This window comes from Hyphomicrobiales bacterium (genome assembly GCA_030688605.1).
GTDB lineage: Bacteria > Pseudomonadota > Alphaproteobacteria > Rhizobiales > NORP267 > JAUYJB01.
This window is the reverse complement of record JAUYJB010000016.1, coordinates 1-23,236: the sequence shown is the minus strand read 5'-3', so window position 1 is coordinate 23,236 and position 23,236 is coordinate 1. Positions and strand designations below refer to the sequence as shown.

Genomic DNA, 23,236 nt, shown 5'->3' with positions numbered 1-23,236 from the left:
CCTATTCCTGCGGCCAGCTTGGTCGCGCGCCTTGCCACCAGGCCTTCCAGGCATCCAGATCGTGGCCGAAATGCTTGTCCGTGATCGCGGTCAACGCGGCGACCACGTCGCCCTTGAGCCAATCCGGGTCGCCCGCCTGGTCGAACCTGCCGATCAGAGCGTCCATCGTCCCCGCCGAACTCTGGCCGAGCCGTCCCGCCGTCCAAATTGCCATCAACTGGATGTCTAAATATTTTTCCGAAGGGCGCGGCTCCGCATTCCACGGGGCGCTCAGCCAAACCGGTTCCACCCAGCCGTGGCCGTTGATCGCGGCAGCGTAGAGGAGCAGCCAGCGGCCCAGAGCCCCACTCGAGTAGGGGTGGTCGTCGAAGCTGATCATGTAGTCGTCCGCCAGCGGCGGCTTGCGGGCGCGCTTGGCGAGCAGGACGCCGGCGATCGGCGCTTGGGTGCGGGCCACCGGCACGGCGATGCCGAGAAGCGCGGCCCGGAACGTCATGTAGTCGGACTTGGAACCCAGCACCGTTTCGAGCGGACGCAGGGTGGTCTGCGCCGCTTCCTCTTCCAACTGGGTCTCCGGCGGCGGGGCAAGCGCGACACGTCCCGGTCCCGGCGCGGCGACGGTTGGCGCCGCCGGGCCCCAAAGGGCGCCGCGGCCGTCGTCGCGATAGGTGCCGACATAGGCATCGGTTGAAACGGCTTCCAGGTCGATGGGGCGCTCGCCGTCGAAGAGCTGCGTTTGGGACCAGCTCGCGCCGTCCTCGCTGCGCCACAGGGCGCCGCCAGCGGCATCGCTGGAAATGGCCAGCAAGTGGCTCTCGGTGGCGGCGAGGTCGCGCGGCAGGCTATCTACGGGAAACGGTATCCGCTCGACAGTGTCGCCGTCATAGCGCCATAGGCTGCGCCCGCCGGGCGCGTCGTTGAGGGCGTAGAGGGCGCCTTTAAATACGGTAATTGCACTGACCCGCTCGCCGTCCGGCCAGCCGGGAACCGGGGCAGCGCCCTCGGCGTTCCATTCGAACAGCTTGGGGCCGGTCGTGTCCCAGGCGGTGACGCCGAAAAAACAGCGCTGGCCCAGATTGCCGAGCGCGGTGATATGGCCGAGCCCGTCCTTGTTGTCGGGCAGGCGAAAGACCACGCGCCAGTCCTCGGCGCCGTCGCGGGAGAACTGCAGCGCGCCCTCCCATCCGCCGGTGCCGGCGACAAGCGCGTCGCCGCACGTGCCCATGGCATGGACGTTGAGCGTGATCACGTCGGCCATGGTCTGCCACTGCCAGGCATGGCCGTCGGTGAGCGCATATTCGCCCAGCGCCGCGTTGGAGCGCGGGTCCTCGAACGGCCAATAAAGCCAACCGCCATAGACCACGGGCGTTCCGGCATGCTGGCTGAACAGGCCACGCTCATAGCGCGTGGTGCGCGTCTCGGGATCGTAGCGGTAGATGTCGGCGGCGTTGAAACGCGTAAGAGGTTCCGAATTGACGAACCAAATTCCGCCGTCGAAGGCGATGATGCGTGAGATGCCGGGCCACGGCCCGGGCTCTGCGAGCCGGGTCAGCGGCGTCTGCGCCCCGACGGTGTCGGGCGAGAAAAGGAAAAGCGCGGAAAGCAGCCCCGTGGCCAGTGTGGCCGCGGCGACCCAACGGCGAGACTTTGTCGGCCCGTATACCCACATTTGCCGGGCTCCACTATGGACATTGATCTACGGATCGGAACAATGCAAAGGTCTGCACCAAAATAACCAATAGAAACAGGAGTGTCACATGATCTCGGGGCAGGGGCGGACGTTCGCAAGGCACAGACAGGCGAAAAAGGACAAGCCGATCGAGCTCTACTACTGGCCGACGCCGAACGGCTGGAAGATCGCCATCATGCTGGAGGAATGCAAGCTTGCCTACACGGTCCACTATGTCGACATCACCGGCGGCGAGCAGTTCGAGCCGGCATTCCTGGAGATCGCACCCAACAACCGGATGCCGGCCATCGTCGACCCCGACGGACCCGGCGGCAAGCCGCTCTCGGTGTTCGAATCCGGCGCCATCCTGCAATATCTCGGCAATAAGACCGGCCGGTTCTACCCCAGGCGGCCGCGCGAGCGGGTCGAGGTCGACCAGTGGCTGTTCTGGCAGGTCGGCAATCTTGGCCCGATGTGCGGGGAAGCGCATCATTTCCGCCTCTATGTGCGCGAGCCCGACCCATATGCGGTGACCCGGTTCACCAACCACGCCAAGCGCCTCTATGGGGTCATGAACGAGAGGCTTGAAGACCGCGCGTTCCTGGCCGGCCGCTATTCCATCGCCGACATGGCATGCATCGGCTGGATCAAGCCTTATCGCCGGCAGGGCCAGGACCTGGACGAGTTTCCCAACGTCAAGCGGTGGTTCGAAACGATGATGGCCCGGCCGGCGGTGCAACGCGGGATCGCGCTGGGCAAGGAGCGCCGGCGTCGGGTCGAGGACGTGCTCAAGGACGAGGCTGCGCTCAAGCTGCTGTTCCAGCAGCGGGCCAGATGAAGTTTGCGGGCTGGTTATCAAACTCTTTCCATAAAGATTCCCGATCTCTACCGTCTTTTCTTAAAATTCCAGGCAATCTCGCTTTTTCCGTGACTAATGAGACGTGAACTTTATGTCTCATTACGCACTTAGTGAGCTAAAATTAAGCCTTTTATTTAACTCCCGATTCAACCGGCGTCGGCAACACTTTACACGCTCGATCTGCATTGTCAGAGCGAGCGAAAGGGATGGCCCTGGAAACAGTCAGAGGCAAGTACCTACCGGGGCCGAGGCGTTGAATAGAGGGGGGCAAGCAGATGGCCCTATTTGATCCGATGGCCTACGATGCGGCAAGCCTCGAGGCGCGCCCCGCGTTGTCCGGTGAGGCTTTCCTGCAACTCGGCATGGCCAATGCGACCGGCCGCGACGGGGCGGCCGACCTGATCAGCGCGCATAAATGGTTCAATCTCGCTGCTCTGAAGGGCAACCGCGAGGCGCTGCGCTATCGCCAAGAGGTCGCCCGCGAGATGAGCGAGACCGAAATCGCGGAAGCTCAGCGGGCCGCGCGCGAATGGCTTTGCACCCGTTGACCGGCCAATAGCGTCTCTGCGGTTGCTGCAGCGTTGGAAAACCGAGAGAAGGCGCGAGACGTCGCGTCGGTGCACGCGGCGTCGCCGCGCCCGGGGCCTTGCGCCGTCCGGGTTTTTTGATTAACTCGCCCGCAGGAGACGTGGCCGAGTGGCTGAAGGCGGCGGTTTGCTAAACCGTTATACGGTTAACAGCCGTATCGAGGGTTCGAATCCCTCCGTCTCCGCCAGACATTAAGTTATTGATATATAAGGTTTTTCATCTATTTTAGGCAACCCAAATACTCGCGATCTTTCCGCCGGTTACGGCGTCGTTGCGCTTCGTGGCGGCCCGGTGAGACCGTCCTGGTGCGGCAATCGGAGCACTGATATCGCAAAAGGGCATTGTCACATAAACCATAGCGGCTCGAAATCTGGGCGACTTGGTACCCGGGTCAGGCGGCCACGCTCGCAGCTTTCCAGGCGTCGAACGATTCGGTGCGAATTTCCTTCAACATCGGTCGATTGAGGAGATGACGCTGGTGGTGGAAAGTATTTTCGTAGGAGATGTCCAGCCCCCGCTTGGCGAGCATCTCCTCAACATCGCGGCAACTCAGAATGAACCCGGCGTACAGCCAGACCGAATGCCGGATGATATCGACCGGGAAGCGGTGACGCTTGAAGGAGAGCTGGCGCATCAAGCCAGCTCACCATCCATCCCACTTTCCAGCCCACCCAATTTATGTGACTACGCCCCGTATCGTATTTGCTTTCTAAGCACAGATTCTCGCTGTCCAGGCTGACATAGAAGCGCGTGCCGTCCGTGCGGGTGAATCAGATATTGCCCTTCGCCATCTCCCCAGCGATGTAGTCGGCCTGCCTGATGGCCAGCGTCACGATGGTGAGCGTCGGGTTCTCCGCCCCGCCGGTCGTGAACTGGCTGCCGTCGGACACGAACAGGTTCCTGATGTCGTGTGCCTGGCCGTGCTTGTTTACCACCCCGTCGCGCGCATTCTCGCTCATCCGGTTGGTGCCGAGATTGTGGGTCGAGGGATAGGGCGGGGTGTGGAAGGTCTTGACCGCGCCAACCGCCTCGTAGACCGCCGAGCCCTGCTTGTAGGCGTGCTCGCGCATCTTCTTGTCGTTGTCGTGATCGTCGAAATGTACATTCGGCACCGGCAGACCGTACTGGTCCTTCTCGGTGGGATGGAGGGTGACCGCATTGCTCTCCTGCGGCATGTCCTCCCCGACGATCCACATGCCGGCCATGTGGTCGTAGTTGTCGAGGGCAGAGGCGAACTCCCGCCCCCAGGCCCCGGGCTCTAGAAACGCGGACATGAAGGGGAGCCCGAGCGACAAGGTCTCCAACTCGTAGCCGCCCATGAAACCGCGGCCCGGATCGTGCTTCGACTCATCCGTTATGATCCCCGCCATGGTGGTGCCGCGATACATGCGCACCGGCTTCTCGAAGATGGCGTAGACCGAGCCGGTGGTGTGCCGCATGTAGTTCCTGCCCACCTGGCCCGAGGAGTTGGCGAGCCCGTTCGGGAACATGCTGGAGGCCGAGTTGAGGAGCAGCCGCGGGCTTTCGATGGAGTTGCCCGCCACGCACACGATGCGCGCCTTCTGGCGCTGCTGGTTGCCGTCCTTGTCGGCATAGACGACGCCGGTCACCTTGCCAGAGGCATCGTGCTCGATCTTCAGCACCTGACTGTTCGGCCGCACTTCGAGGTGGCCGGTTTTCTCCCCCTTTGGGATCTCCACATAGAGGGTTGACCACTTGGCGCCCACCTTGCAGCCCTGGAAGCAGAAGCCGATCTGCTGGCAGGAGCCGCGGCCGTCGCGCGGCTCAGAGTTGATCGCCATCCGCCCGGTGTGGACATTCTGGTAGCCCAACTTTTTGGCCCCGGCCTCGAACACCTTGAAGTTGTTGTTGCCGGGGAGCCCCGGGATGCCGTGGGTGCGGGTCACGCCCATATTGTCCTCGGCCCGCTCATAATAGGGCTCGAGCTCGGCCAGGGTGAGCGGCCAGTCGAGCAGATTGGCGCCGGGGATGTCGCCATAGGTCGATTTGATCTTGAACTCGTGCTCCTGGAGCCTGAGGCTGGCGCCGGCCCAATGGACGGTCGAGCCGCCGACCGCCTTGACGATCCAGGCCGGAAGTCCAGAGAAGTCCTTGGCCACCCGCCAGGTTCCCGAGGTGGCGCGCTTGTCGAGCCACGAAATCCTGCCGAACATCAGCCATTCGTCGTTCTCGAAATCGGGGATCTCATGGCGCCCGCCCGCCTCGAGGATCACCGTCTTGACGCCCTTTTGGGCGAGCTCGTTGCCGAGCGTGCCGCCGCCGGCGCCTGAGCCCACGACGACGACGACGGTATCGTCATTGAGATCGAAAATTGCCATCGGTCGTCCTCCTCTCAGAGCCAGTCGAGGTCGTTGAAGCCACGGTTGATGTAGCCGCCTTTCGAGGCGCTCTCGCCCTCGTAGCCGAGGATCGGCCACACCTCCTTGTTGTTGTAGATGCCAGTGATCAGATTGCCGCGCACCTTCTGGAAGAAGGCGCTGCCCTGCGTCTCCTTGAGCAGCGCGAGCCGATCCATTTCGTTGCCGAGCGACCGGTAGTTCTCGCCCTTGAGGCCCATCGCCGCCTTGTTGAGGGCGGCGACGCCCTCCTCAAGCATGGTTTTGGCCGCCGCATCGGATTTGGCGCTGGAGTCAAGACCAGAGACGGCCGCTGCATAGAAATCGTCCGCGAGCTGGTCATGCGGATAGATGTCGCGCGACATCTGCACGAGCGTGGCGAAGCTCTCCGGCTGCAGCGCCTCCGCCGCTGCCGACCAGGCGTTGTCGTACCCGAGGATGACGCCCGCCGGTGTGACCGCGGCGACGATGAGCGTGGCGCCCGCCGCCTTGATCAGCGAGCGCCTGGAGACTGGGTAGTCCTGTGTGGCCCTTCGCATTGGTTTCCTCCCTTCAGGGTCAGGCCCGGCCGTCTTGTCTAGACATAGCGGCCGTGGCGCTGCAGGACCTCGATCTTGTAGCCGTCGGGGTCCTGCACGAAGAAGAACTTGGCCATGAGCTTGCCGTCACGGTGAAACTCCTTGACGGGATTGGGACCGAGGCCGAGCCGCACCAACCGTGCGTGCTCCGCCTCGAGGTCGTCTACCGACACTGCCAGATGGCCATAGGCGGTGCCGTGGCTGTAGGGCTCGCTGCACCCGTGATTGATGGTGAGCTCGAGCTCGAACTCGGCTTGCGGATGGCGCAGGTAGACGAGCGTGAAGTCGTCGAAGGCGTACCGGTCGGCGACCTCGAGGCCGAATGCCTGGCGGTAGAAGTCCAAAGACCGCTGCTCATCCAAGACCCGGATCATCATGTGGATGGGCTTCGCCATTCCGCGTCCTTTCATGGTGCCTTGAGCGCTGCGAGATAGGCGATGACCTTGGCGCGCATCTCGGGATCGTCCTGGCGGTAGGCCATGTAGCTGTCGGGAATCATGGCCTGCGGATCGGTGAGCCAGGCATCGAGCCGTTCCGGCGTCGAGTCGAAGTCTGGCTGGTTGAGACCATTCGAATAGGGGAAACCCTGCTGCGAGCCAGCCGGCCGGCCGATAATGCCGGCGAGATTGGGTCCCTGGCGGGGCGGCGCGCTCGCCTCGGTGGCATGGCAGACCTGGCACTGTTTGGCGAGAACGACCGAGCCCTCCTCGGCATGCGCGGCCGGCACGGCGGCGCAGACGGCCGCGAGCGCCAGAGATAGTCCTCCCGGGCGACGGGCCCGCCCCAAGATCAATCTCGCCGACATCGCCTCCCATCCCCGCGAGTATCTCTGATCCGACATTCCCCATATTGGCCCCAGTTCCGAGCGTCAGAGTAGCCATTTGGGCTCCCTGCGGCAATCTGGATTACGATAGGAGACGCCGATGTTGCCGCGACTGTCAACCATGGCTATGCCCGGCCACTGACGGCTCTATTTTCCGTTAACAAGACGCACCTCTCGCGTCGTTTCTCTGCGTAGGAATGGCCGTCGAACGCCTCGCGCTGGTGCCGGCGTAGGCAGCGGCTGCAATTCCGCGATGAGCCGCAGGAGTTCGCTGAACAGATCCCTTGGCACCGCGACCTCGGCCATCCGGAACGTAAGGTACCGGGCACGCGTGACGATCTTGGCGCCGATCTTCACGAGCGTCTCCCGGAGGCTGGTCAGCGACCAGTGCGCGATTGCCTCGGGCAAAGTCGGAGTCCGCATGAAGTCGGCGAGATTGTGGGCCAGCGCATGAAGCTGAAGCCGGACGGCATTGGCGGCGAACGAGCAGCATGACAGCCGCGTCCACTTCATCGCGTTCTTGCCTTCCTTGATTCATTGCTCCGCCGTGCCACGATGAATGTGGAAGGCGACAACCCGCTCCGCCGGGCGCGACAGGTTGGTAACGATGAAACCGACGCGAGGATAAAGCTCTCCGGGGTGCCGCTCGACCGTGGCGACCGCCCGGCGCGGCGTCTTCCCGCTTTGCGCCTAGTAGCAGAAGCTGGCGTAGTACCGCCGGACTTCGATGGGAGGGCGACCGACGGGGCGGTTCAAGATTGAAGATTGCGGCGAGCTACCCGAAGTCAACCTTGGGAGTGAACAAGCCGCCGCACTTGGTGGCACCGAGATATTTGTCTTATTTTCTCAGAATTGGGCGGCCGTAAAAAAGAAGCGTAAGCACTTCAAAAATAATGCCACCAACGATATGCATCGTTACAGCCACGAAAGCGAGTGCAAACAGATTAGCCTGCGGGTCCTTCATCAAGACCGCTAGAGATAAACTCGGCACGACCGTTAATCCCATAGCACCCCAGATAAAGAACCAGACGCAAGAACGCGAATGGCCGAACCTATCCCCCGCCTCATCGAGAGCGAGAAGGGGCCAGCATAGTATTCTCAGTACTCTTTCCATACGGCGCTCCTGTAGCCTGGTTGATCTGGCGCGCGCGTCGCTGCTTGTTGTCGTTCGGCGGGCTCGCGTGGCCCAAACCGACCGCAAGCCTCTGCCGCCGCGCGTAGCCCGTCCGGTCACCGTGCCATGTCGGGCGCGACATCAGGCCCGGCGCGCATTGAGCGACGAGGGCCTGCGCCGTTGCTTATGACACCTTCTCGCCGAGGAGCTCCGCCACGAACTCCCAATTGATGAGGTGATCGGGAAATGCGGCGAGATATACACCGCGGTCATTCCGGTGGTCGAGGTAGTAGGAATGCTCCCAGACATCGCATCCGAGGACGGGCCTGGCATAATGAACGAGCGGGTTCTCGCCGTTCGGCGACTTCATCACCTCCAGGCCGCTATCGCCAATGGCGAGCCAGACCCAGCCCGAACCGAACTGGGAGGTGCCCTTTTCGATAGATTGCTTCCTGAAGTCGTCGACCGACCCGAACGCCTCGAAAATAAGCCGCTTGAGTTCGCCCGGAACCGCGCCGCCGCCATTCGGCGTCATCCATTTCCAAAATAGCTCATGGTCGCAATGCTGCGCGGCGCTGTTGAAAAGATTGTCGTCCTCGCCAAGAGCGGCCTCGACAATCTCCTCCAGCGAATCGCCGGTGACTGAAGAGTCCTTCAGCTGCGCGTTGGTCTTGTCCACATATGTTCGGTGATGCTTGTCGCGGTGAAATTCCAGTGCCTCGCCCGACATATGGGGATCGAGGGCGTCATGGGCATACGGAAGATCGGGCAAACGAAACGTCGTCATTCGGAAATACCTCTGGTTTGATACCTGTAATGAACGGGTGGCTGCGGGCTCGGTGCTCCGTGCAAGACCGCTGTTGCGGTATCAACACCTCTGCCTCCGCTTAGTTCCCTCTGGTCTGTGGCACCAGATTGGAGGCGGTACTGGTCCTCTCGCGCCTGACAACGCCAGGAACGGATCGGTTCCATCCTTTATTTGTCGGACTGGATCTCTTGGCGCACCTGGGCATAGCTGAGAACCGCGAACGGCACCGTGCCCCCGATCACATTGCCGGCCAGCGTGGGCACCAGAAAGATGGAGACCGCCACGAAGATTGAACTCACGCCGGTCAACCAGCCGTAGAATGCTTCCGCCGAGCCGGCGATCACATGGGTGAAGCCGCCGAGCGCAATCAGATAGGTCAGGAAGGTGATCACCAGAAACTCCGCCTCCTTGGTGGAAGGCAGCATCCAGACCAGCGCGGCAATGAGCCAGCCGGCGGCGACGTCCGACCACCACAGCGCTTGCGCCTTGCGGGCAAGCTCGCCCTCGCCCTCGACGCGGATGATCTCGTAGATGACGGCGGCGCGCATCGGCAGCGTCTCTTCGACGGTGCGCTCCTCCTTATCGGTGAGGCCCTTCTGCGGCCGAGGGACGTCGTCCTTGTCGATGTCGCTGACCTTCCGTTTCTTCGCGACCTGTTTCATTCTCGCCATGGTGCACTTCTTTCTCTCCCCTATCGGTCTTGCCGACCCCGGTTCACTAAACCTCCTCGTGCCCCTGCGCCGATACCGCCGCGGCGAGGCACATGGCGGCGACGGCGAGGAGCACCGCGCCGATGCCGAAGGACCGCGCCAGACGGCTGAACAGGCCGCCGCCAATAAGCACCACGCCGATGATGGTGTTGCTCGGCGCGGAATAGGAAGCGCGCCTGGTTTCGTCCGTCATGTCGACGATGTGCGTCGCGTGGCCGAGGCGCCCGCCCCGGTCGCCGGAGCTTTCCTCAGGCAATCAGATAGCGCCGGCCAGGAGCGCAATGATGAGAACGATAAGCAGCACACCGACGATACCGGATGGCCGATATCCTCAGGCGCGGCTGTACGGCCAGGCGGGAATCGCCCCGACAAGGATCAGGATCAAGATGACGAGAAGAATTGTGCCGACACTCAAGCTTCAGCTCCCTCGCGGACAGGGGATCGGAAAGAATGCGCGGGGCGGATCGGCCGCCCCGCGGTGCCGCATCACAACCGTGCGTGCCATTCGTCGACGCGCCTTTCGGCCTCCTCGCGCGCCAGGCCGTAGCGCTCTTCGACTTTGCCGACGAGTTCGTCGCGATGGCCTTCAATGACCTCAAGTTCGTTGTCGGTGAGCCTGCCCCATTCCTGCTTGGCCTTGCCCTTGAGCTGTTTCCAGTTGCCTTTGATTTGGTCCCAATTCATGTCCTTACCTCCGAGTTGGGTGGATTATGTGGATCAGCAACGCCGCAAAACCTGCCTTGGTTCCAGTCCTACCCGCCGCGGCGAACGGTGAGTGAAAGGTTCCGCAAGAACGGCGCACGCCCATTCCGCCGAGAAGAGCAAACCAAAGGGCGCCGAAGGCATCAGACCGTTGCCGTCGATGGAACTATCTGCCGCAACGCGGGTTAGAACCGTAAGAAATCCTGCTCATGAAGACCGAGGATAATGACGAAGAAACGGAGGCGATCATGAAAAAACTAGCTATCGCGGGTGTTGCCAGTCTCGGATTGTTACTGGCCGCATGTAACCATACGCCGGGCGCTCGGATCACCAGCGGCGCACTGGTGGGCGGCGCTGCCGGAGCCGGTATCGGCCAGGCGATCGGCGGCAACACCGAATCAACGGTGGCGGGTGCCGCCATCGGCGCAGGTACCGGCGCAGCCATCGCTGCGGCGAACGAACCCCGTTACTGCACTACTTACGATCGGTACGGCCAGCGCTACGACTATCGCTGCTGAACATGGGTGAGTCGTGGAGACAAGCGGCGAGCCGCCGGTTCGAAGCTTCGCCAAGAAGCGGTGTTGGTCTGGCGTATCGGTGCCCTGTCATTCTCGAGAACTAGGACCAGCTGATGTTTCGAGCATGAGGGCAGCAACCCGCGCATGCCGGACGTCATCCGACCGCGACATCGCTGCAACCACTGGCCGGTTGTTTCATCGCCGTCAGAGCGACGCGGCGGAGGAGGTGCCCCAACCGGCGCAGGGGGGATACGCCGGTCGGGGCAGTGGTTCACCGAGCGGCGCGTTGCATGAGGTGCAGAACCGCCGACACGATGAGCGCAATGAGGAAAATCACGAATAGGAGCTGTGCGATCCAGGCTGAAGCCCCGGCAATTCCGGTAAAGCCGAGTGCGGCCGCGATGATGGCTATGATGAGGAATGTTAAGGCCCAACCCAGCATATCGCTTTCCTGACGTTGTCCGAGCTTCTAACGCGCGTCGCGCCGTTTGGTTCCCGCGCCGGCAGAAAGCCTGGTCAGCTCTGTCGGCCTGTTTCACCAGGGTTGTGCCATAATTGGCGGGCGGCAAGTGATGCTGCCGGCGCCAATTTTTGCAGAATTTCACTGAATTCTCCCGTAGATTTGGCAAATGACGCATGAGATTGACTGGCACCAGACTGGCTGCTCCGCCGCCCTACGCCTTCGGCTTCGGGCTGCGGGCCACACCGTCGACTGACAAGCGACCGTTTCCCAATCAGCCGCCACCCGGTTGAACGCGCGTCATGCCGCCTTGCCTGATTACGGCGGCAGTTGCCCCAGCATAGAGGCACAACGATGTTCACACGGCTTGGCCCCAGCGATGCCATCGGTGAGGAGGGGGTGGAAGCCGGCCTGCGGGCCATGCTCCGGGACGGGCTTTGCAGTCAGGCCATGGGCACGCTGACGAGCGGCGTGTTCCTGGTCGGCTTCGCGCTCGCGCTCGGCGCGAACAATGCGGTGATCGGTCTCCTCGCGGCCATGCCCTTCCTGGTCAACCTGGTGCAGATTCCGACCCTGCTGTGGGTCGAACATGCAAGAACGCGCAAGGCCATTGTTGTCGCCATCAACTTGTTCGGCCGCACGGTGCTGCTGGCGACCGCGCTGGCGCCGCTGTTGCCGACGCCCGAAGTGCGGCTTGGTGCCTTGATCGGAGGCGTTCTGATCCACGTCGTCTGCAACGGCATAGCCGGCACCGCCTGGAACTCCTGGATGCGCGACCTCGTGCCCAACGACCGGTTCGGGACCTATTTCGGCAACCGGCTCTTCTATGCGACGGCCTTGGCGGCGATCCTCGGCTTTGCCGGAGCATTCGTGGTGGACGCCGGACCGGAAGTGGTCGCCGGCGGCGCGCTACAAGTCTATTCCATGCTTTTTGCCCTCGGCGCCGTCGCTGGCCTGTTCGGCCTCTACTATCTTTCGATTACGCCCGAACCGCGCATGGCCGTGCCCGAAGATCGGCGCCGGCTCGCCGAGCTTCTGGCACGGCCATTCCGGGACCTCAATTTCCGCCGCCTGATCCTGTTCCTCGGCTCGTGGAACTTTGCGGTCAACCTCGCAGCACCCTTCTTCACCGTCTACATGCTCACCCGGCTCGGATTCGGGATGTTTTTCGTCGTCGGGATGACGGTCGTCAGCCAGGCCGCGAACCTGGTCGTGATACGGACCTTCGGGCGGCTCGCGGACCGGTTCAGCAACAAGTCTGTGCTGGCGGTGTGCGGGCCTGCCTTCATCCTCGCGATATTCGCCTGGACCTTCACCACGCTTCCCGAAAGGCACGCCGGAACCGTGCCGCTCCTGATCGCGATCCATCTGCTTATGGGGTTCGCCACAGCCGGCGTGACGCTCGCCTCGTCGAACATCTCGCTCGAACTTGCCCCGCGCGGCGACGCCACCGCCTATCTGGCCTCGGTCAGCGTGGTCAACAGCCTGGCTGCGGGCATCGCACCCATCATCGGCGGGCTGTTCGCGGATTTCTTCGCAGCCCAGGAGTTGTCGGTGGTGGTGCGCTGGTCGAGCCCGGAGGCGGAGGTCGCCTTGGACGCGTTCAGCCTCCGCTATTGGGACTTCTTTTTCCTGCTCGCCACCGTGCTCGGCCTTTATTCGATCCACCGATTGACGTTGGTCAGGGAGGAAGGCGAGGTCAAGGAGCGGGTCGTTCTCAACGAATTGATGCTGGAGGCGCGCCGCACCATACGCAACCTGAGCCCGGTCGCGGGACTGCGCGGGCTGGCCGTGTTTCCCTTTGTCATTCTGCGCCGCCGCCGGTCGCGCCGCCGGCGCCATGCTCCGTCGTGACCGCTGCCTCTGATGCCGCTGGATCTGCGGTAGTCTAGCCGTCCTGATCGATATGCACGTCGATCAGGTGGCATTCGCCCCCTTCGACCGCAGTCAAGGCGCGCTCGAACGCCTCTCCCAGTTCGCTCACATCCGTCAAGGGCCCCTCGGCGGTCCATCCCATGCCCGCGACGATGGCCGCCAGGTCGGGGGCGGGACCGTCGATCCGCTGGCCGATCCAGCGGTTCTCCGCCGGCCGGCCCCTCTCTTTTGCGACATGATCCTGGTGGCGCACATCATTGAAGTAGCCGCGATTGTTGGCGACAACGACCAACAGCGGGATGGCGTATTTGCGCGCGGTCCATAGCGCCGTGAGCCCCATCAGGCAGTCGCCGTCGCCGATGATCGCAACCGGAATGCGCCCGCTCCCCTTAAGCGCCAGTGCGGCGCCGACCGCAAGGCCGGGACCTGCGCCGACGCCGCCGCCCCCATCGGCACCGAGATAGTCAAGGGGCCCGCGGAAGGTCAGCGCGTCTCCGGGCCAGCGCAGCGGCAGCTTGGCGATGGTGGCCGGCCGGCCGGCAAGCGCCCGGGAGAGGGCCGCGCCGATGGCATGAAAGGTCGGCTTGTTCGAGCCGCCGGCGCCGGATGCCGCCGTTTTTGCCGCGGCTTCAGGCCAATCGGACTTCTTCTTGCCGCCTGACTTGAGGCGGCGTTCGACTTCCGGCAGCAGCGCCTTCACCGCCATGTCCGGCTCGACGTTAAGCGACAGGTCCGCGGCCGGCAGCGCGAAATAGTCCATCGACCAGCCATTATGCAGGCCCTGATCCACCGTGCAGTTGATGAAGGTCGCTGGCGCAGACGAGATGCCGAACACCCCTTCGAAGGTGCCGCCCGGATCGACCCAGTCGAGGCCGAGGATCACGTCGGCCTGCCGGACACATTCCTGCGCCGGCTCGGGGAGGCGGATATCGGCGGGTGCGATGTGGAGCGGGTGATCGGTGGGAAAGGCGCTTGCAACCTTCAAATCCGTCAGCACCCGGGCGTCGATGAGCTCGACAAGCCGCACCCGGCGCTGCCAATCCTCCGGGTCGCGGGAGACGCGGCCGGCCAGAATCAAGGGCCGGCGCGCCTCGATGAGCAGATCGGCCGCCCGGTCGAGGCTCTCCGCCGAGGGGACCGGCGCCTCGCCGGGGCCGAACCGATCCAGATCGGGGCTCTGGAACTCGGCCCCGACCGGGTCCTCCTGGAGCCCGACATCGAGGCACAGATAGACCGGGGCGCGCGGTGGCCTATGGGTGATCTGCCACGCCCGCAAGATGGACTCGACCGCCGCTTGCGGCGAGCGCGGCTCGTCGTCCCACTTGATGAAGGAACGGATCATCGCCGCCTGGTCCTTGGCCGTGTGGATCCAATCGATCCATGGCCGGCGGCGGACCGAATCAACCGGCCCCGTGGCGCCGAGGATGAGCATGGGCACGCGGTCGCACCAGGCGTTGAAGATGGCCATGGAGCCGTGCATCAGCCCGACATTGGAGTGCAGCGCCACGGCCATCGCGCGTCCGGTCACCTTGGCGTAGCCATGGGCGATCGCCACCGCGTTTTCCTCGTGCAGGGCGACCAGGATTTCCGGGTCGTGATTGCCGAGGAAGTTGACCAGGCTGTCATGCAGCCCGCGATAGCTGGCCCCCGGATTGAGCGCGATATAGTCGATGCCGAGGCGGCGCAGCATGGCGGCAATGACGTCGCTGCCCCATCCCAGCTCGAATTGCTCCGCGCCAATGGGCCGTTCGGCCTCGCTTGCACCTTGCGCCATGCGGTTCTCCGTTTGCCGTCGGCAGGGGTCTTGATTGGCGTCCCCTTATGCGCCAACGAGGAACGGAAAACCATCTTCCAGCGTTTGATTCAATGCCATCACGGGGGGGCGTTGCGACATTTCCCCGCGGATTGGGCCGGGCCCAGGCCCTGCTGCCCGCCTATTGCAGCACGATGGAGGTCCTGACGATGAAGGGGTCGGCGGGGTCGGGCGCTTGGCTGAAGCCGAGGCTCTCGCACAGATGCAGCATGCGCCGGTTCTCCTTGAGCACGTCGCCGTAAACCTCGCTTATGCCGCGCACCTTGGCGTAGGCCAGCACCTTCTTCAACAGCAGCGTGCCGAGGCCCATCCCGGTCATGTCGCCGCGCACGATCACCGCATATTCCGCCCGCACATTGTCGGGGTCGGCCGAGACGCGGGCGACGGCGTAGATCTCCGTCGTCCCGGGCAAGCCCGGCTCGGTCAGGATCAGCGCCATCTCGCGGTCGTAATTGATCTGGCTCAAGCGCGCGGCCATCAGATGGTCGAGGGTCTTCATCGGCACGAAGAAGCGCAGGCGGACCTCCTCCGGCGAAAGCTTGTCGAAGCCGGCGCGCAGAGACGGCTCGTCCTCGGCCTGGATCGCCCTCAGCAGCAGCTTGCGCCCGTCGGGGAGCGCGACCTCTTCCTCCAGCTCCTTCGGATAGGGCTTGATGGCGAGCCTGCGGTGCGCCAGCCCCTCATAGCGGGCAACGCGGATGCGAGCGTCGAGCGCCATGACGCCGGCCTCGCTGGCGAGCAGCGGGTTGATGTCCACCTCCTTGATCTCGCCGATATCGACCACGAGCTGGGAGAGCTTGATCAGGGTCAGCGCCACGGTGTCCATGTCGACGGCCGGCCGGTCGCGGAAGCCCTGGAGCAGCCGGTAGATGCGCGTCTGCTCCATCATCTCCTCGGCAAGCCGCATGTTGAGCGGCGGCAGCCCCAGCGTCGTGTCGGCGATCAGCTCGACGGCGGTGCCGCCCTGGCCGAACAGGATGACCGGGCCGAACTGGGCATCTTCCTTCATGCCCAGGATCAGCTCGTAGGCATGCGGCCGGCTGATCATCTCTTGGACTACGATGCCGTCGATCGCGGCGTCCGGCCGCGCCTTTGCGACCCTGCGGAGCAAGTCCTTGGCCGCTGCCTCGGCCTCTTCCGGCGTCTTGAGGCCGAGCACCACGCCCCCCACGTCCGACTTGTGAATGATGTCGGGCGACAGGATTTTCAGCACCACCGGGCCTCCGAATTTCCCTGCGAGCTTGCGCACCTCCTTGGCGGTTCGCGCCACCTCCTGGCGGGTCGTCGGGATCGCGTAAGCCGCAAGAACCTCCTTCGCCTCCACTTCGTTGAGCATCTCGCGGCCCTGTTCCAGCGCCTCGGCAACGATGGCCCGCGCCTTTTCGGTGTCGGGCGCGAACGCCTCGGGGATGGAGGAGGGGGTCTCCAAGAGGGCGATCTGGTTGTGGCGGTAGCGGACGAGATAGGAGAAGGCGCGCACCGCGTCGTTCGGCGTGTCGTAGGTGGGCACGCCGTGCCGGGCGAACAGGCGCCGCGGCTCCTGGACCGAGACGCCGCCGAGCCAGCTCGTCAGCACCGGGATCGTGGGATGCGGGCCCGCCGCGTCGATCACAGATTGCGCCGTTTCCGTCGCCGGCGAGACGGCGGTCGGGCAGTTGAGCACGAGAACCGCATGGACCTCCTCGTCGTGAAGCAGAATGTCGAGGCTCTGTCGGTAGCGCTCGGCGCCGGCGTCGCCGATGATGTCGACCGGATTGCCGTGCGACCAGGTCGCCGGCAGCACGTTGTCGAGGGCTTTCATGGTCTTACGCGAAAGCTCCGAGAGGCGGCCGCCCTGCTCGATGAGGGAATCGGTGGCGAGCACGCCGGCGCCGCCGCCATTGGTCAGGATCGCCAGTGCTTCGCCCTTGGGGATGTCGATCTTGCTCAAGGTCTCCGCCGCGCCGAACAGCTCGTCGAGGACAAACACCCTGAGCACGCCGGCGCGGCGGAAGGCTGCGTCATAGACCTCGTCGGATCCGGCGAGCGCGCCGGTGTGCGAGGCGGCGGCCTTGGCGCCGGCGGGGAAGCGCCCCGCCTTGATGACGATCACCGGCTTGGCGCGGGCGGCCGCGCGCGCCGCCGACATGAACTTCCGTGCGTCGGTCACCGCCTCGATATAGAGCAGGATGGCGTGCGCCTTGGTGTCCCTCGCCAGATAGTCGAGCATGTCGCCGAAATCGACGTCCGACATGTCGCCGAGCGCCACGACGTGGGAAAAGCCGATGCCCCGCTCCGTGGCCCAGTCGACGACGGCGGTCACCACGGCGCCCGACTAGGTGGCGAAGGCGAGCCGGCCGGGCAGCGGCGCGGTCTGGGCGAAGCTTGCGTTAAGGCCTGCATGGGGCATCATAATGCCGAGGCAGTTGGGGCCGATGACGCGCAGCCCATGGGCGCCCGCCGCCTTGAGAAATTCGCGCTGCAGTGCGCGGCCGCGCTTCTCGCCCCCTTCCGAGAAGCCCGCGGTGATGATGACGGCGGCCTTGGCGCCCGTCTCTGCGAGGTCGGCGATAATGCCCGGCACCGTCTCCGGCGGGGTCGCGACGATGGCGAGGTCCGGCATCGCCGGCAGGCTCTTGACATTTCGATAGGCGGGCAGCGTGAAGACGTGGCTTCTGTGCGGATTGACGGCGTAGACCGGCGCGTCGAGCGCGCCGCGGATCAGGTTCTGCACCAGCACCGCGCCGACCGAGCCGGGGCGGCTGGTAGCGCCGATCACCGCCACGGAGCGCGGCGTGAAGGCATATTCCAAATTCCGGGTCGTCATGGGCTGCGGCCTCTTGCGGGTGCTGTCGCCGATTCCGCGGCGCACAATAGCACGCTGCGGCGCCGGGATCATTGCCGGCCCGGCCACGCGGAAGGTAAGGACCAATAACCCGGGCAGGGCCTCCGCCGAACGCCTCGGTCAGCCGGCCTCTCGAGGAGCGACTTGCTTCACCATCCCTTCTGGAATATTCGACTGGAATGTCCCTTATCTCGCGGCAAATCGACCATTATTATCGCTCCCGCATCGCGCGCCGGCTGGAATGCCGCCCCGGTGAAATCCTTCTTCGGACCGTTTTTCTCAAGCGGCTCAAGGGGATATACTACTGCAACCCGAAGGCGGCCGGATCGACAATTATTGCAACTCTGATCCGCGCCGACGCAGGGTTCGATAGCCAAGTGTCCGAAAATCACAATACCACTGAAGCGCGTAACCAAATCAGCGCTGAACAAGACTTAAGAATGTTTCTGAAAGCAATGGATGACCAGCATTTTTTCCGTTTTACCTTTGTGCGCAACCCCTATGTTCGTGTTCTGTCATGCTTCATCGATAAGTTTGCCGACGGACCACAGCGGCAAAGGTTCCGAAGGGAGATCGGCCTGCCCGAGGACGGCGACGTGATGCTTGCCGATTTTCTGAGCCGACTTGAAGGACAGGAACCCTGCCATATGAACCGGCACTGGCGGCCGCAATCGGCGCTCATTCCGTCGAAGTCATTGATTGACTATGTCGGCCGCGTGGAGCGGTTTGACGAGGATTTCGGGATCGTCAGGGATCGTCTCGGCATCGCCGATGCGACCCAGCATGTCGTCACGGAGCACGCCACCCATGCACGCCACCGCATGGGTATGATTGGTCGTAAGGAAAAGGCTTTGATCGACCGTATCTATGGCGAAGACTTCGCGCGGTTCGGTTATGAAATGACATTGCCGGTCGGTGCTGATGCAAGCTGAGATTTGGCGGCGGCGGGCCCGAATTCGTCAATTCCGTGCGAAATAGGCCGACTTTCGGTTCTGCGACCGGCGCGTGAAATCAAGCGATTCCAGCCGCCGCTCGACCGCCTCAACCCGATCCTGTCCGATGATATGGGGATGCAGCTCGACGACGATCTTTGCAACCCCGGGCAGGTCGGAGCTGGCGAACAGTTCGTCTTCGGCGCCTTCCACATCCATCGCGATCAGGGTCGGGTGAAATTCGTCGATGACGGCATCGAATCGATCACTCTGGATCGAGATCGGCTTGCTGGAAGCACGATTGAAGAGGCTCGACGAAAACAGCCTTTCGTGAATATAGAAAGCAATGTCCCGGCCATCGGATGTGATGGCCTTCGCACGTAGGTTGGGGACCAGCCGGTTGAGCGCGAAATTGTCGCGGATCAGGAACTCCAAAGCCGGGTTGGCCTCGTAACTGAGCACATTTTCCGCGCCGACGATCTTGGCGCAAAGGATGCTCAGCAGTCCCGTGCAGGCGCCAACATCAAGAACGCGGTCCCCAGGCTTCAGGGCCGCCCGCAGCAGGCTCCGTTCTGAACCCTCATAGGTCCGATGGAACAAACCACGGCGAATGTCGTAGGGGACCGTCCTCGGGTCGGCGCAGAGCCGCACCCCGTCAAGGCGCGTGCATTTCAAGCACAGCCATCGCGCGGCTATCCACCGCAATCTGCCGATCTGCGAGACCATGCCACTTACGACCAATTGCTGAAAAAGCCGCGCTGAATGAGATCGTCGGCGCCGATGAACGGCGCCGAGACGTCGCTCTCGAGCACGAGCCGATCCGGGTCGTCGATCTGCTGGAGAATATCACCATAGAAGGCGCCGTTGAGAAAGTGCTGGCCGTTGGCGACGGTGCTTTTGAACTGGGTCCAGTAGTCGCCGAAAAACTTGAAATGCAGGAGCGTGCCCAGCAGGGGCGCATAATTCCGCCAATAGGGGGCCGGCGTGTGGACATTCTTGTTCAAGTTGGTCATCGCTCCCCAATAGACGAGCGGATATTTTATGAGCTGCACGCGGCTGCCGAAGACACGATGGCGGACGCCGCCTTCGATCTTCCAGGAGCGCTCGTCGCCGCGCAACGTGTAACCTGTCGCGTCGAACAGATCGGCGACGGTCCATGGCGGCTCGTCGCCGCCGCCATCATAGTCGGCCTCACCCACGCGTCCTGGCGGATACATATCGAGCATCGGGGCTGGAAAATGAAGAACGCCGCGCTGCGCCAGAGCCTCGATGAGGCTCGGCAAGGCAACCGTCTCATAGCCCGAGTAGACGAGAAACTCGTCGGGATCGACGAACATATACCAACGATTGCCGCCATAGCGGGCGACCAGCATCTGACGCCAAAGGCGGCCCCGCCAGGCGGTCTTGTAGCGGACGTTCGATGTGTAGAGATCAACGTCGGCTTGCCCGGACAAGAATTCCCGCGTTCCGTCGTCGGACACATCGTCGACGCACAAGAACCGCGTGACGCCGAGGTGCCGGTAATGGGCGATAAATGACCGGATCAGCTTTATGTCGTTGTGGGTGATGACGATCAAGGGCAGGTCGTCATGCGAGAGGGGCTCGACTTTGCGGGGGTCGAAGGAATGGAGCCAGACGTCCTTGGAACTCATCCCTGGGACGAGATCGCGAAAACTTCTGGCAAGCGGCCTGTAAAGGCTTGCCTTCGGCAGCGACGGAAAGCCGCCGGGATTGGGATAAGGGGCGCTTACCAGGACCCGCATCTCAGCAACCCGTCCGCAATACGCCGCGCCGCCGGCCAGCGTTCCTGCAACCGGTCCTGGGCTTTCCTTCTGCCCGCCGGGTCAACAAAGCCCGCTGCCGTCCCGCCGTGTACGAAGATAGCGAACTTGCAGGGCGCAAACGAACCGGCGTAGCAATCGTCTTGACCATGCGGTGTGCGATGGCCTCCTCGCTTTGCTTGAGCAGCGCCGAACAGCGAATCCTTGCTGTCGCAACAGACCTGGACCGTGCCCTTATTCGGGCCTGCGTCCTCCGCCGATCGATCCGCAGAGGTCTGCTCAAGACCTGTATGAACAAACAAGCGCAACACCGCGTGCGGTGGTGCTTCTACGCTGCTTTCCAGTTACGCCTGTTTGGTATTTCTCGCCGCTGTCGCGGCTTGCACCACGACATACTGAGCGATCAGTTTGTTGGAGTTTTGTCGCCGTTGCAAGTCACATTGCGCGAGCGCATCAGGGCCGGATCGGAGCACCGCTCGTTGGCTTGCGCGCGGCGCTGCGCAGGGAGCGTGCCGGAGCGTAAAAGCGCATGATATGGCCGGCCAAGCCCCAGATGGCGCCGACCAGCAGATAGAAATGGCGCCAATGGTCGATGTCGATCACGAGGCCCAGGGCGATCAGCCCTAGAAAAGTCGAGACCAGGATGATCGCCGGGCCCCTGAGCGGTGACGGCCGAACGGCGGCCGCCAGGCCGACGACGGCGGTGAGAACCACGAGCTGGACAAACGCGAGGCCGCCGATCCAGCCGCCGATCAGGAAGGCGTAGAGGTAGACATTGTGCGGCGCCCCGCCGGGCCACAGGCTGGCGAACCCGTAGGCGCCGAGCCCCAACGGGTTGTGCAGGATCCGCTTGAGCGCGAAAACCTGGCCTTCGAAGCGCCCCGCTCCACCGGCCACGTCGTAGTCCTGGACCAGCTGGAAGCGGACGCTGAGCAGGTCCGCGACCGGCTGAAGGGAGATGATGCCGGCAAGCGCGACTCCGCCGAGCAGGACGAGGATGACGGTTAGGGCGGTAACGCGCAGCCTGAGCCTGGCGGACGTCCCGGTGGCGAACAGCAGAAACAGGCAGACGGCGAAGGAGACGACATAGTGCCCCCAGGCGCCGCGCGAGAAGCTGAGCAGGATGCCGACCGTAGTCAGAAGGAAGACCATTGCCCAATAGGGCGCGGCTTTTCCGGCCCCCTCGACCAGACGGTGGAAGGCATAGAGCGCCGGCGCGATCACGAATGGACCGAAGACGTTGGGATCCTTGAAGGTGCCGCGCGCGCGGCTGTTCTCGGTGAACAGGTCAAAGGCCCCCGGGAGCAGCGAGAAATAACCGATTATGCCGGCAATGACGGCGATGACCGCGGCGATGGCGTAGCCGGAGAACATCACCTTCAGAGCCCGTTCCGGGTTGCGATAGACGAAACAGCTGAAGAACAGGGTGGCGACCGCCAGATAGGCGGTGATCGCCACGTGGCGCAGCGAATCGGCGAGCTCCGGCGTTTGCGTCGCCGCGATGGCGCCGAAGCCCAGAAACAGGATGAGCAGGGCGGTTGGCGTGACGCACCAGGCCGGAATCCGCAGTCCAGCCAGGAACATCAGCGCCGCGACGAGAATCAGGGTCAGATCGAACGGCGCCGGCTCGATCATGACGATGCCGGAGATGGCGAGTAGGGCCCAGACCGCCGCGTAACCAAGCCGTGTGCCGGCACGGCGGCCTGCGTGGCTGGGCATTGCGTACACGGCTAATAGGCGCTCTCGTGCTTCAGCAGCGAGAGGGGTGTGCGCAGCAGAATGTAGAGGTCGAACAGCACCGACCAGTTCTCGATATTACCGCCGCCATCGACGGAATAGCTGTTGGTCAGGGTTTCCTGGCCGAAAACAACGATCCGCAGCTTGTCGCCGCTGTCGAGCCGATAAGGCTCGTTGCCGCCGTCGGCGAAAGCCAGAGCTTGTCGCCGCTGTCGAGCCGATAAGGCTCGTTGCCGCCGTCGGCGAAAGCCAGCTTCTGGGTTGCCTCGCCGGCGCAGCCGGCGAGCGCAAGTCCGAAGATCAGAAGCGCGAAAAGCGTTCGAACACACATGGCAAGCCGACGCATTGATGCTTGCATCATAGGTTTTTCTTACGCGGCCATGGTTAACAATCCCTCTCCGCAACATTCTTGCTCGACACGGGCCGGCGGCGGGAAACGTTAACCACTTGGTTACCCTAGTGCGGCTCTACTGCGACCAGCGAACCACCCCTAGATTCGCCGTGGATGAGGTCTCGTATGGATGAACCGCACGCCGACGCGGAGGATGGCGTCGAATTCGCGGACGGCGACGGCGTGACGATCGTCGATCTGGCCAAATCCATTTGGCGTCGCAAGCAATGGGTCATCGGGCCGTCGGTGTTGTTGCTGACGCTCGCTTACGGCTATCTCAACGTGGTCACGCCGCGCTACACGTCGGGAGCCGACATTCTGATCGAGGATACCCAGTCGGTTTTCGCGCGCCCCCAAGGCGAGCCGGCGGAGCGGGCCCTGCCGGACACACAGGACATCGAGAGCCATGTCCAGTTGCTCAATGCGCGCGATCTTGCCGCCACCGTCATTCGCGAGCTCAAGCTCACGGGGCTTGCGGAGTTCGATTTCCTGAACAACGGCATGTCGCTGCCCAAGCGGCTCCTGGTGCTGACCGGCGTGGTCCGCGATCCGAGGCTGCTGTCGCCCGAGGAGCGGGCGATGAAGGTCTTCTACAATCGGCTTTCCATCGTCAAGCTGAGCAATTCCCGCGTCATCGCGGTGCGTTTCACGTCCGCCGATCCGGCCGTCGCCGCCAAGGTCGCCAACTCCGTCGCCG

22 protein-coding genes, 1 tRNA gene and 4 pseudogenes are annotated in these 23,236 nt (G+C 63.4%); 7 read left to right on the top strand and 20 right to left on the bottom strand.

Features of this window, described 5'->3' with window-relative positions; all coding sequences use genetic code 11:
• Position 1: 1 nt before the first annotated feature.
• Complete coding sequence (locus Q8P46_02340; GenBank protein MDP2619007.1) at positions 2-1,669, bottom strand: hypothetical protein; 1,668 nt, start codon at positions 1,667-1,669, stop codon at positions 2-4.
• A gap of 88 nt (positions 1,670-1,757) precedes the next feature.
• Between Q8P46_02340 and Q8P46_02335 the strand changes: the two genes are divergently transcribed.
• The 3 genes from Q8P46_02335 (at position 1,758) to Q8P46_02325 (ending at position 3,303) form a co-directional block, all read left to right on the top strand.
• A complete protein-coding gene (locus Q8P46_02335; protein MDP2619006.1) occupies positions 1,758-2,507 on the top strand; it encodes a glutathione S-transferase N-terminal domain-containing protein in 750 nt (249 codons plus the stop codon).
• A 314-nt stretch (positions 2,508-2,821) separates the two neighbouring features.
• A complete protein-coding gene (locus Q8P46_02330) occupies positions 2,822-3,076 on the top strand; it encodes a hypothetical protein (protein MDP2619005.1) in 255 nt (84 codons plus the stop codon).
• A gap of 134 nt (positions 3,077-3,210) precedes the next feature.
• Positions 3,211-3,303: transfer RNA gene (locus tag Q8P46_02325), tRNA-Ser, on the top strand.
• 306 nt (positions 3,304-3,609) lie between these two features.
• Here the strand turns inward: Q8P46_02325 and Q8P46_02320 are convergent.
• From Q8P46_02320 to Q8P46_02270, 11 genes and pseudogenes are all read right to left on the bottom strand, one after another.
• Positions 3,610-3,750 (bottom strand): annotated as a pseudogene (locus Q8P46_02320) (IS6 family transposase).
• 136 nt (positions 3,751-3,886) lie between these two features.
• The gene (locus Q8P46_02315) at positions 3,887-5,455 is read right to left on the bottom strand and encodes a GMC family oxidoreductase (protein MDP2619004.1); all 1,569 of its coding nucleotides are present in this window, start codon (positions 5,453-5,455) and stop codon (positions 3,887-3,889) included.
• 14 nt (positions 5,456-5,469) lie between these two features.
• Complete coding sequence (locus Q8P46_02310) at positions 5,470-6,012, bottom strand: Twin-arginine translocation pathway signal (protein MDP2619003.1); 543 nt, start codon at positions 6,010-6,012, stop codon at positions 5,470-5,472.
• A gap of 38 nt (positions 6,013-6,050) precedes the next feature.
• The gene (locus Q8P46_02305) at positions 6,051-6,446 is read right to left on the bottom strand and encodes a glyoxalase superfamily protein (GenBank protein MDP2619002.1); all 396 of its coding nucleotides are present in this window, start codon (positions 6,444-6,446) and stop codon (positions 6,051-6,053) included.
• Positions 6,447-6,457: 11 nt separating this feature from the next.
• Positions 6,458-6,856: a c-type cytochrome gene (locus Q8P46_02300; protein MDP2619001.1), complete on the bottom strand. Its 399-nt coding sequence runs from the start codon at positions 6,854-6,856 to the stop codon at positions 6,458-6,460.
• A 258-nt stretch (positions 6,857-7,114) separates the two neighbouring features.
• Positions 7,115-7,630 (bottom strand): annotated as a pseudogene (locus Q8P46_02295) (transposase).
• A 542-nt stretch (positions 7,631-8,172) separates the two neighbouring features.
• Positions 8,173-8,775 carry a superoxide dismutase gene (locus Q8P46_02290; GenBank protein MDP2619000.1) on the bottom strand — a complete coding sequence of 201 codons (603 nt, stop codon included), beginning with the start codon at positions 8,773-8,775 and terminating at the stop codon, positions 8,173-8,175.
• A 188-nt stretch (positions 8,776-8,963) separates the two neighbouring features.
• Entirely contained in the window at positions 8,964-9,467 is a 504-nt protein-coding gene (locus Q8P46_02285; protein MDP2618999.1) for a formate/nitrite transporter family protein, read from the bottom strand.
• Between the two features lie 46 nt (positions 9,468-9,513).
• Positions 9,514-9,762 (bottom strand): hypothetical protein, encoded by a 249-nt coding sequence (locus Q8P46_02280; GenBank protein ID MDP2618998.1) that lies wholly within the window; start codon positions 9,760-9,762, stop codon positions 9,514-9,516.
• A pseudogene (locus Q8P46_02275) lies at positions 9,763-9,921 on the bottom strand (DUF3309 family protein).
• A 71-nt stretch (positions 9,922-9,992) separates the two neighbouring features.
• The gene (locus Q8P46_02270; GenBank protein ID MDP2618997.1) at positions 9,993-10,190 is read right to left on the bottom strand and encodes a CsbD family protein; all 198 of its coding nucleotides are present in this window, start codon (positions 10,188-10,190) and stop codon (positions 9,993-9,995) included.
• Between the two features lie 266 nt (positions 10,191-10,456).
• Here Q8P46_02270 and Q8P46_02265 point away from each other — a divergent pair, with 266 nt between their 5' ends.
• Positions 10,457-10,726 (top strand): hypothetical protein, encoded by a 270-nt coding sequence (locus tag Q8P46_02265; GenBank protein MDP2618996.1) that lies wholly within the window; start codon positions 10,457-10,459, stop codon positions 10,724-10,726.
• Between the two features lie 271 nt (positions 10,727-10,997).
• Here the strand turns inward: Q8P46_02265 and Q8P46_02260 are convergent, their stop codons facing one another.
• Positions 10,998-11,168 (bottom strand): DUF1328 domain-containing protein, encoded by a 171-nt coding sequence (locus Q8P46_02260; protein ID MDP2618995.1) that lies wholly within the window; start codon positions 11,166-11,168, stop codon positions 10,998-11,000.
• A 372-nt stretch (positions 11,169-11,540) separates the two neighbouring features.
• Between Q8P46_02260 and Q8P46_02255 the strand changes: the two genes are divergently transcribed.
• Positions 11,541-13,040: an MFS transporter gene (locus Q8P46_02255; protein ID MDP2618994.1), complete on the top strand. Its 1,500-nt coding sequence runs from the start codon at positions 11,541-11,543 to the stop codon at positions 13,038-13,040.
• A 34-nt stretch (positions 13,041-13,074) separates the two neighbouring features.
• On the opposite strand, the gene Q8P46_02250 is transcribed toward Q8P46_02255, so the two are convergent.
• From Q8P46_02250 to Q8P46_02240, 3 genes are all read right to left on the bottom strand, one after another.
• Positions 13,075-14,835, bottom strand: coding sequence for a thiamine pyrophosphate-binding protein (locus tag Q8P46_02250; GenBank protein ID MDP2618993.1), 1,761 nt, complete (start codon positions 14,833-14,835; stop codon positions 13,075-13,077).
• Positions 14,836-14,995: 160 nt separating this feature from the next.
• Positions 14,996-17,176, bottom strand: a complete 2,181-nt coding sequence (locus Q8P46_02245; protein MDP2618992.1) for a bifunctional acetate--CoA ligase family protein/GNAT family N-acetyltransferase — start codon at positions 17,174-17,176, stop codon at positions 14,996-14,998.
• A 12-nt stretch (positions 17,177-17,188) separates the two neighbouring features.
• The gene (locus tag Q8P46_02240; protein ID MDP2618991.1) at positions 17,189-17,680 is read right to left on the bottom strand and encodes a CoA-binding protein; all 492 of its coding nucleotides are present in this window, start codon (positions 17,678-17,680) and stop codon (positions 17,189-17,191) included.
• Between the two features lie 197 nt (positions 17,681-17,877).
• Between Q8P46_02240 and Q8P46_02235 the strand changes: the two genes are divergently transcribed.
• Positions 17,878-18,630, top strand: a complete 753-nt coding sequence (locus tag Q8P46_02235; protein ID MDP2618990.1) for a sulfotransferase family 2 domain-containing protein — start codon at positions 17,878-17,880, stop codon at positions 18,628-18,630.
• Positions 18,631-18,657: 27 nt separating this feature from the next.
• On the opposite strand, the gene Q8P46_02230 is transcribed toward Q8P46_02235, so the two are convergent.
• The 4 genes and pseudogenes from Q8P46_02230 to Q8P46_02215 all read right to left on the bottom strand — a co-directional run bounded on the left by Q8P46_02230 (position 18,658) and on the right by Q8P46_02215 (position 22,324).
• Positions 18,658-19,305, bottom strand: coding sequence for an FkbM family methyltransferase (locus tag Q8P46_02230; GenBank protein ID MDP2618989.1), 648 nt, complete (start codon positions 19,303-19,305; stop codon positions 18,658-18,660).
• 56 nt (positions 19,306-19,361) lie between these two features.
• Entirely contained in the window at positions 19,362-20,393 is a 1,032-nt protein-coding gene (locus Q8P46_02225; protein ID MDP2618988.1) for a glycosyltransferase family 2 protein, read from the bottom strand.
• A 471-nt stretch (positions 20,394-20,864) separates the two neighbouring features.
• The gene (locus tag Q8P46_02220) at positions 20,865-22,130 is read right to left on the bottom strand and encodes a hypothetical protein (protein ID MDP2618987.1); all 1,266 of its coding nucleotides are present in this window, start codon (positions 22,128-22,130) and stop codon (positions 20,865-20,867) included.
• 72 nt (positions 22,131-22,202) lie between these two features.
• Positions 22,203-22,324 (bottom strand): annotated as a pseudogene (locus Q8P46_02215) (polysaccharide biosynthesis/export family protein).
• A gap of 341 nt (positions 22,325-22,665) precedes the next feature.
• Here Q8P46_02215 and Q8P46_02210 point away from each other — a divergent pair.
• Positions 22,666-23,236 (top strand): Wzz/FepE/Etk N-terminal domain-containing protein (locus Q8P46_02210; protein MDP2618986.1); only part of this gene is annotated, 571 nt, incomplete at its 3' end.

Coding starts and splice junctions, on each gene's coding strand:
- Q8P46_02340 (MDP2619007.1), bottom strand. CDS start 1,669: ATGTGGGTATACGGGCCGACAAAGTCTCGCCGTTGGGTCGCCGCGGCC.
- Q8P46_02335 (MDP2619006.1), top strand. CDS start 1,758: ATGATCTCGGGGCAGGGGCGGACGTTCGCAAGGCACAGACAGGCGAAA.
- Q8P46_02330 (MDP2619005.1), top strand. CDS start 2,822: ATGGCCTACGATGCGGCAAGCCTCGAGGCGCGCCCCGCGTTGTCCGGT.
- Q8P46_02315 (MDP2619004.1), bottom strand. CDS start 5,455: ATGGCAATTTTCGATCTCAATGACGATACCGTCGTCGTCGTCGTGGGC.
- Q8P46_02310 (MDP2619003.1), bottom strand. CDS start 6,012: ATGCGAAGGGCCACACAGGACTACCCAGTCTCCAGGCGCTCGCTGATC.
- Q8P46_02305 (MDP2619002.1), bottom strand. CDS start 6,446: ATGGCGAAGCCCATCCACATGATGATCCGGGTCTTGGATGAGCAGCGG.
- Q8P46_02300 (MDP2619001.1), bottom strand. CDS start 6,856: ATGTCGGCGAGATTGATCTTGGGGCGGGCCCGTCGCCCGGGAGGACTA.
- Q8P46_02290 (MDP2619000.1), bottom strand. CDS start 8,775: ATGACGACGTTTCGTTTGCCCGATCTTCCGTATGCCCATGACGCCCTC.
- Q8P46_02285 (MDP2618999.1), bottom strand. CDS start 9,467: ATGGCGAGAATGAAACAGGTCGCGAAGAAACGGAAGGTCAGCGACATC.
- Q8P46_02270 (MDP2618997.1), bottom strand. CDS start 10,190: ATGAATTGGGACCAAATCAAAGGCAACTGGAAACAGCTCAAGGGCAAG.
- Q8P46_02265 (MDP2618996.1), top strand. CDS start 10,457: ATGAAAAAACTAGCTATCGCGGGTGTTGCCAGTCTCGGATTGTTACTG.
- Q8P46_02260 (MDP2618995.1), bottom strand. CDS start 11,168: ATGCTGGGTTGGGCCTTAACATTCCTCATCATAGCCATCATCGCGGCC.
- Q8P46_02255 (MDP2618994.1), top strand. CDS start 11,541: ATGTTCACACGGCTTGGCCCCAGCGATGCCATCGGTGAGGAGGGGGTG.
- Q8P46_02250 (MDP2618993.1), bottom strand. CDS start 14,835: ATGGCGCAAGGTGCAAGCGAGGCCGAACGGCCCATTGGCGCGGAGCAA.
- Q8P46_02240 (MDP2618991.1), bottom strand. CDS start 17,680: ATGACGACCCGGAATTTGGAATATGCCTTCACGCCGCGCTCCGTGGCG.
- Q8P46_02235 (MDP2618990.1), top strand. CDS start 17,878: ATGTCCCTTATCTCGCGGCAAATCGACCATTATTATCGCTCCCGCATC.
- Q8P46_02225 (MDP2618988.1), bottom strand. CDS start 20,393: ATGCGGGTCCTGGTAAGCGCCCCTTATCCCAATCCCGGCGGCTTTCCG.
- Q8P46_02220 (MDP2618987.1), bottom strand. CDS start 22,130: ATGCCCAGCCACGCAGGCCGCCGTGCCGGCACACGGCTTGGTTACGCG.